The organism is Pedobacter nototheniae, assembly GCF_032678625.1.
GTDB classification, from domain to species: Bacteria; Bacteroidota; Bacteroidia; order Sphingobacteriales; family Sphingobacteriaceae; genus Pedobacter; species Pedobacter nototheniae_A.
Map to the genome: position 1 here is coordinate 34,918 of NZ_JAVTSO010000006.1, position 12,449 is coordinate 47,366.

Genomic DNA, 12,449 nt, shown 5'->3' on the forward strand with positions numbered 1-12,449 from the left:
GTTTAAATCATTTCAAATTGACAGTTCAAACGATTAATATGAATTCGGGTGGCTGGTTTTTTTAATAGATTTCGTTCTAACTTATTCAAAATCCTACTAAAAATTTTTAAGTCAAACAGGATCGAATATTTTAATACCAATCGAATAATCTTAATGGCCTTAAGCATCCTTAAATCATTTAAAATGGAAGGTGGTAAGTCTTTTTTTTCTTTGTCTATAATTTTGTTTACTTCAGCCTGGTAAGTATTTAAAAAATTGAGCGAAAGTTGGTTGGCAGATCGCATTCTGAAGCCACCGATCAGTACATCACAGGGATAAAGATTTGAAAATTTGAAGAAACGAATCCATAGATCAAAATCAGCGGCATATTTGTAATCTATATTTAAACAGCCTCCGGCTTTTTCCCAAAGATTTTTTCTCCAGGCGGTTGATTCCTGTTGCAACCACTGGTAATTGTGTGTATAAAAGTCATATTTAGTAAAGCCAATTGCCCTATCGGCACCAATTACTCTTCCTTTTTCGTCAAAAGAAATATTAATGCCTGTAATCCAATCTACCTGAGGAAAAGCATTAAAAATCTCTGCTACATTAAATAAAGCTCCAGAATTTAACAAGTCATCAGAGTTAATCCACATTAATATTTCTCCCGTGGCCTTTTCGAATCCTTTATTTAATGCATAGTATAATCCTCTGTCTTCTTCTGTACACCAATAAGCAATCTTAGCTTCGTGTTTTTTAATAATATCCACACTACTGTCACTGCTTTTGCCATCAATAATAATATACTCTAAGTTAGGATAACCTTGCTCCGTAACCGATAGAATGGTTTTTTCTAAATATGCATCTTGATTTAAATTAGTGGTTACGATAGAGATTTTTGGCCAGTTAACCCGTTGCTTACTCATTTATTTCAGGCTTTATATAAAACTGTTTTAATTTTTCAAGATCTCTCCGCTTATGCTGATGATTTACATTAATCTCTCCAATAAAACTTTCGGTACTTTGATGAGGAATAATTACAGGTTCTTCCTTCGCGTATCTTTTTAAAATATCGTGTACCAAAATATCAGGTGAATAATGGTTGTATATTAGTTTTAGAAACCGCTGGTCTATACCTAACTTATTCAGTTTTCTGAATTTAAGCATAGCTTTTTCCATTTTAAAGGAAGGATCAAAACGCCGGTCAAATAATCCACCCATAATTAAGTCGGTATGATCTGGATGATCCCTGATAATATGGAGCGTTTTATTGGAATTCATCCATTCATCCACCATTAATTTTTCCCGCTCAGAAGCTATACTGTCAATATCCCTAACAAGTGCATGAGATACAGATTTATCGTCTAAAACCAAATAACGCCAAAACGTGTATCTAAAATCAATGCCTCTGCTCTTCATAATAATGAGCTCGCAACGGTAGCTTTTTATTTTTTTTAATACTTCTTCCTTTAAATCGTCACTCACATATATTCTGATGACCCAATCAGGAAAAAATGTATGGTAACTCGTCATGCAGGAATCTATATTGGCGAAATATTTTTTATCATGACCAAATAAAGAAAAAGAGATTACTTTCTTATTTGCTTGGGGAAACAGAATGGCCTGCTTTATTTTAAATAAGGAGAAATTGATTTTACAACCAGAAACCTCATTTAAAATATTTTTGGTAATGTTTTTTAGAATGTGATAGATGGTCACCAGATTTTGTAATGGATATCTTTAATTTTTAGTTCCCCGTACCCGAAATTATCTTCCAGGTTATAGTTTTTCCCACTTTCGCAATCTGCACCTTTGATATTTAAGGTGTATCTGTTTTCTATTTTATATAAAAAAAGCTTACCGGGAATGGTAATCATTATGTTGAGGTTATAATTGCCAGAGAAAATATTATCGGGTAAAATAACATCAAATTTTATGTTTACTTCGCCATTTTTAACAGATATTTTCTTTCCGTGCGTGTAGTATAGGCTGCCGAATAAAATGGAGATGTTTTTAACGGGATCCACTAAATACAATTCAATATCAATTAAATCTTCAATAAAAGATTCTGCCCGTAATTCTACTGAGATAATTTTATCTTTTATATTGATAAATGCAGTGGATTGTTGATTAATTAATATTTCTTTAATTAAGAAGTTATTATTTCTGTTGTTGGCAAAATAAGTTTCTATGTCAATATAGTTTTCTTGCGAAAGAAGGCTGTTATAACTGTTAATAGACTGTTTTATTCCCCCTTCGAACAAAATCTTTGATTTATCGAGTAAAATTCCCTTATTGCAAAGTGATTCTATGCTTGACATGTTATGACTCACAAATAAAACAGTTCTGCCTTCTCCTTTGCTTACTTCTCCCATTTTACCCAGGCACTTTTTTTGAAACTCCGCATCGCCAACGGCTAATACCTCATCTACAATTAAAATTTCTGATTCTAAGTGTGCCGCTACCGCAAAGGCCAACCGCACGTACATACCTGATGAATACCGTTTTACCGGTGTGTCGAGATAACGTTCTATCCCGGCAAAATCTACAATTTCTTCTAATTTTCGTTGAATTTCCTTTTTGCGCATGCCTAATATGGCTCCATTTAAAAAGATATTTTCACGGCCAGAAAGTTCAGGATGGAATCCTGTACCTACTTCCAGCAAACTTGCAATGCGCCCCCTACCACTTATTTTTCCGGAGGTAGGTGCTGTAACCTTACTTAAAATTTTAAGTAGTGTACTTTTTCCTGCGCCGTTTCTTCCAATAATCCCAACAGCATCTCCCTGTTCAATTTCGAAACTAATGTCTTTTAAACTCCAAACAACATCGCTCTCACTTTTAATTTTCTGATTATTGAGTTCGCCAATTTTTAAAAAAGGATCTTCTTTGCCCCGGATACGGGCAAACCAACGCTCTAAATCGCGACTGACAGTTCCGGTGCCTATTTGTCCGAGTTGATAGGCTTTGCTTATGTTTTCTGATTTTATGGCGATGTTCGACATTTTATGCACTTAACGGTTAACGAATTTAATACTGATCATTAAACCGTATCGATAAAAGTTTTTTCTACTTTATTGAAAATAATCATCCCGAACAGGAGTACAAGTAAACTGGTACCGGTGGCGTAACCTAAGCTGTACCAGCTAAAACTCCCTTCGCCCAAAAAGCCATTTCTAAAGGTTTCTATAATTGGCGTCATGGGGTTGTATTCTATAATCCAGCTATAAGTGGGGTATTTTTCAATCGCGGTTGAAAGCGGGTAAATCACAGTTGTAGCATACATTAGAAGTTGTACACCAAACGCAACTAAGAAGGCTAAATCTCTGTATTTGGTCGTCATAGCAGAAATAATCATACCTGCTCCTAAGCCGAGCAGCGCCATTAATATTACCACAATTGGGAATAATAAAATGGCCCAGGAGGGTTGAAAGTTCGCACCAGATAAATAATAATATACCATTAAAATGAGGAATAAGATCATTTGAACGGCAAAGCGAACCAGGTTGCTCACCACAATGCTTAAAGGCATAATCAGCCTTGGAAAATACACTTTCCCAAAAATGCCTGCATTATCTCTAAATACGGTCGATGTTTTGTTTAAACAATCAGCAAAATAATTCCAGGCCGTAATGCCTGCCATGTAGAACAAAGGTTTAGGTAATCCATCTGTAGAGATACCCGCCAGGTTACCAAAAATAAACGTAAAAATGATGGTGGTAAACAGCGGTTGGATAAAGAACCACAGCGGCCCTAAAATCGTTTGCTTGTAAAAAGAAACAAAATCACGGCGTACTAAAAGCCAAAGCAGATCGCGGTAGGCCCAAACTTCATTTAATTTAAGATCAAAGACCGAACTTTTAGATTCTATTAGCCAATCATGCTGATGAATATCTGTATTTAAATCTGGTTTATGCAATATATTTTATTTAGCGTATTTTTTTTTGCCTGAATGCAATTTTCTTAGGCACCTAATAAGTTACTTACTTTTTGCGTGTAGTTGTGATAACCAAAAGTATTAAAAACAGCATATTGCTGTTTAAGCCTGCTCTCTGCCTCTAAAGGATGATTTAAGGCATGCAAAGTACTTTGGTAAATTGCTGTGGCATCCTCAGGGTCAATTAACTCACCCAACTGGCCGTTTAGCAAAGCATCTGTACTGCCGTCTTTATTGCCGGCTATTACCGCACAACCGTAAGCCGCTGCTTCTATAAATACCAATCCAAAACCTTCAGCTTTACTGGGCATGATAAATACATCAGCAAGTTGATAATGTAAGCCCAATTCGGCATCTTTAATGTAACCGGTGCAGGTTACATTTTTTTCTAACCCACACTTTTCAATTAACTTATCAATGCGTTCCTGTTCCGGAGCATCAGCCTTTCCAACCAATAAATAAATTAAATCAGGGTATACCTTAACTATTTCTTTCAGGCAATTGATAATTAGATCGTAACCTTTATATTGCTCTGATGAGGCTAAGCGGCAAATGGTTAGCAATACCTTTTGATTGGGATTGATGCCATACCTTTCTAAAAGCAACGCTGATTTTGTAATCTCCTTTGGCCATAAGAAATAGGGATCTAAACAATTATTTAGGATTTTTATGTGGTTTGGTTCTATTTTATTTACTTCAGTAAGCCGGCTTGCTGTATAATGACTAACTGCCCAGATTTCTATTTTGTTAAGTAATTGCCTTTTCCAACGCTCTAATGTATTCCACACTTCTATTCCATGAACAAATAGTATAATCCGTAAGCTTGGTTTTAACTTTTTTAGGATCCTGGCAAAGGTTAATAAATGCACATGGCTTAATATCAGAATATCGGCCTTTAAACCTTGTTTAATTGATGCTAAGCCAAAAGCAACTTGTTTGCCGTGATAACCTTTAAAAGCAGATTGTGGTATATAATTTAAATCAGGCTGGTTATCGTACATCGATAAAACCGTAAACGAACGAATTTTTTGCTCGATGTTTAAATCGCTCAGGGTTTTTGAAAATGTTCGGCACACCTGCTCAATACCTCCGGTTAAACCAAAGGTATGTAAGGTTAAGAAAAGAACATTTTTATTTTTCAAATGATGAAGTTACGTAAAGCGCCATGGCTTTAGACCAGTGAAGTTTTCCTTGTTTAAAATCATCAGTCAATTGCATTGCCTTCTTATTGTTATTCAGGGTTAATTGATTTAAAAAAGGTTGGTTTTCTTTTAACCATTTTTGAAATGGAAAGGTGAAGCCCATTTTAGGCCTGTTCCATATTTTATCCGGTAAAAAATTAATAAAGGTATTCACCAATAATGATTTGGGTTTGTCGCCTTTAAATTTTATAGCATGATTAATTTGAGCCAAAGCACATATTAAGTCCTGATCTAAAAAAGGAACCCGTACCTCAATACCGTGTTGCATGCTCATGGAGTCTGTATCCTTAAGCAATTGGTTTTGCATGTACATATTACTTTCCAGCCAGCTTGCCTGTTCTTCGGGTTTCAGGTTGGCAGGCATGGCATCAACTTTCATGTTTTTTAAAACCTGATCAACTTCTTTGACTGAGCGATTTAAAAGTGCAGCAATTTCTTTTGGGTCAAATATTCCCCTTAAAAAGAGATAGTGACCAACCGTATTTTTATAGCTTAAGTAATAAATTCTTTTTAGCGCAGGCTTATTCAAATTGATGGCGGATTTAAGAAATACTCCGGGTAATTTAGACAACAGATTAACCAGATTCATTCTTTTAAAAGAGGGATAACCACCAAACAGCTCATCTGCACCAATACCCGAAAGGACCGCTTTTAAGCCATTTTGCTTTGCGAAATAATTGATAAACCACGAATTTATTCCATCCGTGGTAGGCTGATCCATTGCTTTTAAGGCGGTAGGGAATAATGCGTTAAAATTAGATTCTGTAATGGTATACTCCTGGTGTTTTCCATGGATTTTCGAACTTACAATATCCTGATATGGTTTTTCTGAGAAGGTTGTATCTTCAAAGTTTATAGATAACGTATTTAAGTAATTGTTTTCCTGCAGAGCCGTTTGCTCATTAGCCAGCAAACTGATTAAACTACTGTCTATACCACCGCTTAAAAACACACCAATAGGAGCATCTGCAAGTAAATGCGCCTGAATAGCTTTTTTTAAGGAATTGCTGATAATTTCTTTAGCTTCATCCTTCCCGTTAACTTGTTCAGGATGTTTTTCGTTTAAAAATGAATGTATGTTAAAGCTGCTGGTTTGATGATTCCAGGTAAGGTATTTGCCCTTAGGTAATATTTGTACATCAGATAATGTGGTATACGGCTCAGGAATATGCCCGAAGGCTAAAAAGTAAACTTTCCAATCGGGGTTTTCGGTGTAAAACGGACTGATTTTTTTAAAGGCTCTTATTTCTGATGCAAAAACCAATTGCTGCTGGAGGTGGGCATAATAAAGGGGCTTAATACCAGAAGCATCCCGTACTAAAAAACTCAGATTTTTTTTTGCATCATATAACGCAAAAGCAAACATTCCTTTAAGTTTTTCAAAACTTTTGGTTCCCCAGGCAGCATAAGCGGCAAGTATTACCTCGGTATCGCAATGGCTTTTAAATGTAAGACCTAATTCAATTAAAGCTGCTTTTAACTCAGTGAAATTAAAAATTTCGCCGTTATAGGTAATCACCAATTCTCCATCATTGTAATGCATGGGTTGTTCGCCCGCAGTACTTAAATCTATAATAGCCAGTCTGCGATGCCCAAATGCAATTCCATTTTCCTTATTGAAAAAAAAACCGGCTCCATCCGGACCACCGTGCGCCATAATTGTACACATCGATTTGACGCTTGCTTCTATCTCTTCGAATGCGAGATTTTTATCAATTATTCCAGCTATTCTGCACATATTACCTGCTGATATTGATTAATGTTAATGGGGTGTGGTATTAATTTATTTGATTTAAACACAGCTTCGCCCTTTCAGTCACATATAAAAAAAATGACTTTTGCTTTAGAATGTTAGTTTTGAGGGTCCCGTAATTTTATTGGCTTACTTCTTTATTTGTATCGCTCCCCACTAATCGGTATGCTGTAATTAAAATGGTTCTATAAATGCTATAGAAGTGTTAATGTTGATAGAGTAGCCCATATTTTGTAAACGTAAAATAATACGTTGCTTGTTATGTAAAGATACCAACTCAGCAATAATTCCTTTAAATGGGCCGGCTTTAATCAGCACCTTTTGGCCTGGTTTAATATTATACTCAAATATTTCCAGCTCTGTATCCGTCGCTAATAATAACTTTAAGTCCTGAATTTGTTGTTCAGGTATAGAAGTAATATTTCCTGAAAAGTAAATAAACCTGGTTACGCCCTGGGTCATCAATACTTCAGCATGTTCTTTTGCTGATATGTATACAAACAAATAGGATTTAATTAATGGTTCTTCTACAACCTTTTTCCTGTCGCTCCATTGTTTAAGTGTTTTGCGTAAAGGCAGATAAGTTGTTATGTTTTTCCTAATAAGTTCATTATAAGCTTTTTTTTCAGCTCTTGATCTTGTGTAAATCGGATACCATCTATAATTATTATCAATCATTGAACTGGAAAATTATGATTAAGGAGTTTAAAGATCAGCCTATTAAAGCTATTTGTTTATATAATTAGCTAATTTATTTTTTCTTCCAAAACATCCACCATTTCCGGTTCTCATCTTCATAATAGCCTGATCCGGAGTATCCTGAATAATCAGAATAATAATAAGTACTGTTACCGCTGCCACGACTATAATCAGTTGTATAGTAATTGGAGTAGAGCGCATCGTCTCCAAAAGCATTTAAAATAATGGCTAAGTTACTTAAGCCATACTCCCGCGATAAACGTTCGGGAATTGCTGCGGCCCGTTGCTGTGACACACCAGAACGAATAACAAACAGATTTACATCAGATTTTCTGATCAACGGAATGGCATCCGATACCAGGCCAACCGGAGCAGTATCGACCAATACATAATCATATATTGGGCTTAACTTATCCAATAGTTCTTTCATTGCTGCAGAATGCAATAATTCAGAAGGGTTAGGTGGCGTTGGCCCCGACGGAATAAAATCTATATGATGCAACTCATCATGCACAAGTACATCTTCCAAGGCATGCTGCCCGGAAAGGAGCGTGCTTAAACCTTTTTTGTTATCGTTGTTGAATGCCTTATGGAGTTTTGATTTTCTTAAATCTGCTGCTATTAAAATTACTTTCTTTTCAATAAGCGCTAATGTACTCGCTAAGTTAACCGTTACAAAAGACTTACCTTCTCCCGAAATTTCTGATGTAATGCATATTGTTTTACTTTGCTTATGGCTGGCCAAAAAGCTTAAATTGGTACGTACAGAACGTACCGATTCAGCAAAAACCGATTTTGGTTTAGATAAAGATAAGGCCTGTTTGCTATCCTGATCAATGAAATCAGGGAACTTTCTAATCACACCAATAATTGGCGTATGCGTTAAACCTTCAACAGTTTCTTTATCATAAATGTAAGGATTTAAGAAGCGCACCAGTAAAATTAAACCAAAGCCGGCTGCAAGGCCAAGCATAATAGCCGTCATATAAATTTTATTGGCATTTGGCGCAATAGAGTAGAAATTTGGATAAGCTAAATTAACGATGGAAGCGCCAGGAACAACTGCCGCCGCATTCATCTCTGCTTCTAATTTTTTCTCAGATAAGAACGAACGCACTTTATTATTAACCTCGAAATTGGCCTGTAGCTTTACATAGTCTTTTTCTTTATTTGGAATTGAACTGATGCTTTGGTTTACCCCCGAAATTTGGTTGTTAATGTATTGGATCGTTTTTTCAGTACTGTTTCGCATGGAGTTAATACTGGTTCTGATGCTGGTTTTTACATTAGCGATTTGCTGTTCAATTTGCTTTACAGGTTGGGAGTTTGCCGTAAATTGGGTAAGTTTAATCTCTCTATTGCTTAATAAGGTATTTAACTGATTAACCAGTATGGATACGCCACTGTTAAGCTCTCCATCCAAATCAAAACCAATTTCTACCTTCGAGCGGTTATTGCTAATTTGCTCTTCCAGTTGTTTAATACCTAAAAGCTTAATGTTTAATTCCGATTTTTGTTTCTCCAGATCAGATAACTTTCCAATCGTTGTAGAAGTTGCTGCGGTTAAGTCTACAATTTTATTCTGTGTTTTATAATTGGCGAGGTTGGTTCCTGATTTTCCTGTTTCTGCATTGATAAAGCCCAGTTGATTGTCTATAAAATCAACAGTTTGCTTAGCCGATCTTCTCCTCTGAATAATATCAAATGCCACATATTCTTTCATAATGGCATTTAATATATCTGCAGCAAAAACAGCATTTGCGTCATTTTGACTTAAGCTCATCACATTGGTAAAGCGCGCTGCTTCAGAAACATATAAACCACCCATTGCCCTGCCAATAAAATCCTCTTTACTGTTAAATTTAAACAGATAGGTGCTTGAACTGGGTAAGTGGTCCTTAATACGGAATATCATATTACCCATATTAATTTGCTGCCCATATTGGTAAGTTACAGTTTCTTTTTTATTGCCTTGAGAAATTTTGAAATGTTGATTGTCTACAGCATTAACTTCATATAATGCATGACTAAAATCGACACTGTCTTGTTTAATTATTTCAATTACAAACGGAACATTTGGGTACAATTCTGTTGTACGCACCCTGCCTTTAATAAAGTAGCTAATTTTATAATTAAGCGTTTTTACTGCATTTAATATTACTTCATTGCTGCGGATGGTAAAACTTTCAGCCTGAATTTTGTCGGTATAATTATAAGGCTGTCCGCCCATTCCTCCACTGGTGTTTATAGCTGGATTACTGTCTTCAAGCTTTAAAGAAGCACCAGTTTGATATAAAGGTGGGGTATACCACAAATATAACCAGGCACCGCAAAGTGCAATTAAAACAGTACCTGCAACCCAATACCAGCGACTAATAAAAACTTTAAATATCTTATAAAAATCTATGGTCTGGCTAACTGCCTGTTTTTGTATGAAATGTTCGCTATTTTCCATTAACGTGTAAGGGTTAGGATTAAGACAGCTAAATTTACCACAACCAAAAAGGGCTGGATAATATTGTTAACCCCCTGCAGTTTTTCGCTTAAAGCAGAACTTTTTGTTGGTTGTAAAACGATAATGTCGTTATTCTGAAGGATAAGCTTTTTACTGGCTAAACTATTAATATCATTCAGGTTTACATAAATAATTTCCGGATGGCTTCGGTCGCCACGAATAATTTTTAAGGTTTTTGGATCAGCTGTTTTTGAAATCCCTCCTGCTTCACCAATAATATCAATTAAGGTTGTATTATCTTTTTCCAAAAGAAAATTACCTTGCTTACTGAATTCGCCCAGCAGGGTAACCTTTAAATTAATTATGCTAAGCTCTATGATTGGATCTTTTAAAAGTTTCTGCTTATAAATATCCTGTATTTTAATAGCAGCCTCGCGCCGGGTTAAACCCGTAACTTCTACTTTGCCAATGGCAGGTAGAGTAACATTCCCATCTGGTTCTACAGGATAAGATAACACATTTGTATTATTGCCCGATTGTGAGGAGTAAGATACACCGGTAGAAGATCCTGAAGTTGTAATGGCCCCAAATTCAGGGTTTTGAAGGTTACGGATAGCCAGTTGATCAATAGGTTTAATTTTATAATAAGCATCGCTTATACCTTGATCGTTTACTACATAAACTTGTTTAATGGTGTCTGTTACAATATCGCTTGAAGCATTAAAAAGAGTACGTTCTTTTCTTACTGAACAAGCTGTAAACAGGAGTGAACAAAATAAAAGAGCATATAAATATTTTAAATAATAATGTATTTGCATAGGTAGTATTCCTGAAAATTAGGGCGATGATTCTTGTAGTTCAATTACAAAAATAGGATTTAATGACGTTGAAAAGAAATCATATTGTATAATGGCCCTCAAAATTTGGCTATATCATCAATAAACAGCCATATAATAGGGTTAAATAGTTTTTCAACGTGCATTTTTGGGGAAATTAATGCCCTTATTCAGCCACCTTATTTCAACGTTAATAATCAGTTGATATGGTTTGTAATTAAGCTCTCCGTTATTACAATTAGAGAATTACCAGCAACTTACCATCAAAATTTTTAAAAGTTAATTTGATTAGGACTTTACCTGAAATTATGAAAACATATACTTAAATGTAACTGCTTTGGTAAAAGCATTTAGTCGCTGTTTTTAATTAGTTTTATGTAGGTAATGTGCTTGTATTTAGACAGTTGTTTTGCTTACTGTGTTTTTTTGATCAAAAATATTTATATTGATAATTGTCAATATTTTAATTTTTTGTAATATTTATAATACATTTTTTTAATACGTTTGTTTCGTTGTTTTCGGCTGTAATCCATCAGCCTAAAGTTGTCTAACCCTTTTTATGAATAAAATTAAGCTGTTTGTCTTATTAGTATTTACTTTTTTTTATGGTAAATCGTTTGCAGTACCCGGTTGTGCTATTAATTACGCCGTTTCAGGCATGGAAAGAATTTATTATGCACCCTTAACTCGAGTATCGGGTTCAAGTTTAGATAATTACGGAGGCTCTCCAACCTATAATAATTCCGGGTTTCCGACTACTTGCCCCAGATACAATTATCAAACTGCAGTATCAGATGGCACAAGATGTTGTATAAACGGAGTTTGCGATGCTTCTTACAGGTATGTGGCTAATTTTACGCCTATAAATTGCCCCCTTGATGATTACATCCCCGTTTTAGTTTTGGTTATGGGCGGGATAGGTTATTCTTTATTAAGGAGGAATAGCCTGAGCATATTTTAATTTATAAATCATTCATCCGTAGAACCGTTCACTTTGTTTGAGTGTTGTTTTAAAAGCCTGTTAAAACTTCTGGTCGATATGCCAAGATAGGCTGCCATATCTTCCTTAGAAATGGTAATCTGTTCTTCTGTTTGCAGCTTTAATAGTTTATCCAATCCATATTCTAAGGTATACAGTTGTTGAAAAGAGGCCCTGGTACTGGTTTGGATAATTCTGGTTGATAGTTCCTGAAGGAGTATTTTATTAAAGGCTGTATTTTCTTCTACCAGCTTAAGGAAAAAATGATCTGGAATGGCATAAACGGTAATATCACTTATGGCTTCAACGTTGCAAAGACAATTGATTTTTTTTAACGCCTCCAGTTCTCCAACAACTTCTCCCGTACCCAAAAATTCAATAATAAAATCTTTGCCATTTTCTTCAGAAATGAAACATTTAGTAATCCCATCCTTGATGATGTAAATGTTTTTAATGGAATCTCCCTGCTCAATAAATCTTGTTCCTTTTGCAAAAGATTTTAGCCTGATGTTTTTTTGATGGCCCGTTTCTGTATAAAAACGTTCTATAAACGATAAAAAAGTAAGGTTCGTACGTAGCATAATTCAGTTCAGGACAATTGTCCTTCCA

11 protein-coding genes are annotated in these 12,449 nt (G+C 35.3%); 1 reads left to right on the plus strand and 10 read right to left on the minus strand.

The features are described 5' to 3' along the window. Window positions 1-2 precede the first annotated feature (2 nt). The 9 genes from R2Q77_RS16795 to R2Q77_RS16835 form a co-directional block, all read right to left on the minus strand. Window positions 3-905, minus strand: coding sequence for a glycosyltransferase family 2 protein (locus tag R2Q77_RS16795; RefSeq protein ID WP_316804882.1), 903 nt, complete (start codon window positions 903-905; stop codon window positions 3-5). Next, on the minus strand, window positions 898-1,698 hold the full coding sequence (locus R2Q77_RS16800) for a hypothetical protein (RefSeq protein ID WP_316804883.1): 801 nt from the start codon (window positions 1,696-1,698) through the stop codon (window positions 898-900). The genes R2Q77_RS16795 and R2Q77_RS16800 overlap by 8 nt, the downstream gene beginning before the upstream one ends. Next, window positions 1,695-2,984 carry an ABC transporter ATP-binding protein gene (locus R2Q77_RS16805; protein WP_316804884.1) on the minus strand — a complete coding sequence of 430 codons (1,290 nt, stop codon included), beginning with the start codon at window positions 2,982-2,984 and terminating at the stop codon, window positions 1,695-1,697. The genes R2Q77_RS16800 and R2Q77_RS16805 overlap by 4 nt, the downstream gene beginning before the upstream one ends. 38 nt (window positions 2,985-3,022) lie before the next feature. After that, window positions 3,023-3,898: an ABC transporter permease gene (locus tag R2Q77_RS16810; RefSeq protein ID WP_316804885.1), complete on the minus strand. Its 876-nt coding sequence runs from the start codon at window positions 3,896-3,898 to the stop codon at window positions 3,023-3,025. 44 nt (window positions 3,899-3,942) lie between these two features. Next, window positions 3,943-5,058, minus strand: a complete 1,116-nt coding sequence (locus tag R2Q77_RS16815; RefSeq protein WP_316804886.1) for a glycosyltransferase family 4 protein — start codon at window positions 5,056-5,058, stop codon at window positions 3,943-3,945. After that, window positions 5,048-6,856, minus strand: coding sequence for an asparagine synthase (glutamine-hydrolyzing) (gene asnB, locus R2Q77_RS16820; protein WP_316804887.1), 1,809 nt, complete (start codon window positions 6,854-6,856; stop codon window positions 5,048-5,050). Before asnB ends, R2Q77_RS16815 begins: the two co-directional genes overlap by 11 nt. A gap of 189 nt (window positions 6,857-7,045) precedes the next feature. Next, on the minus strand, window positions 7,046-7,549 hold the full coding sequence (locus R2Q77_RS16825) for a UpxY family transcription antiterminator (protein WP_316804888.1): 504 nt from the start codon (window positions 7,547-7,549) through the stop codon (window positions 7,046-7,048). A gap of 73 nt (window positions 7,550-7,622) precedes the next feature. Further along, window positions 7,623-10,025 (minus strand): polysaccharide biosynthesis tyrosine autokinase, encoded by a 2,403-nt coding sequence (locus R2Q77_RS16830; protein ID WP_316804889.1) that lies wholly within the window; start codon window positions 10,023-10,025, stop codon window positions 7,623-7,625. After that, window positions 10,025-10,843, minus strand: coding sequence for a polysaccharide biosynthesis/export family protein (locus tag R2Q77_RS16835; protein WP_316804890.1), 819 nt, complete (start codon window positions 10,841-10,843; stop codon window positions 10,025-10,027). Before R2Q77_RS16835 ends, R2Q77_RS16830 begins: the two co-directional genes overlap by 1 nt. 577 nt (window positions 10,844-11,420) lie before the next feature. Here R2Q77_RS16835 and R2Q77_RS16840 point away from each other — a divergent pair. Next, the gene (locus R2Q77_RS16840; RefSeq protein ID WP_316804891.1) at window positions 11,421-11,822 is read left to right on the plus strand and encodes a hypothetical protein; all 402 of its coding nucleotides are present in this window, start codon (window positions 11,421-11,423) and stop codon (window positions 11,820-11,822) included. 8 nt (window positions 11,823-11,830) lie between these two features. On the opposite strand, the gene R2Q77_RS16845 is transcribed toward R2Q77_RS16840, so the two are convergent. Next, on the minus strand, window positions 11,831-12,421 hold the full coding sequence (locus R2Q77_RS16845; protein ID WP_316804892.1) for a Crp/Fnr family transcriptional regulator: 591 nt from the start codon (window positions 12,419-12,421) through the stop codon (window positions 11,831-11,833). Window positions 12,422-12,449 lie beyond the last annotated feature (28 nt).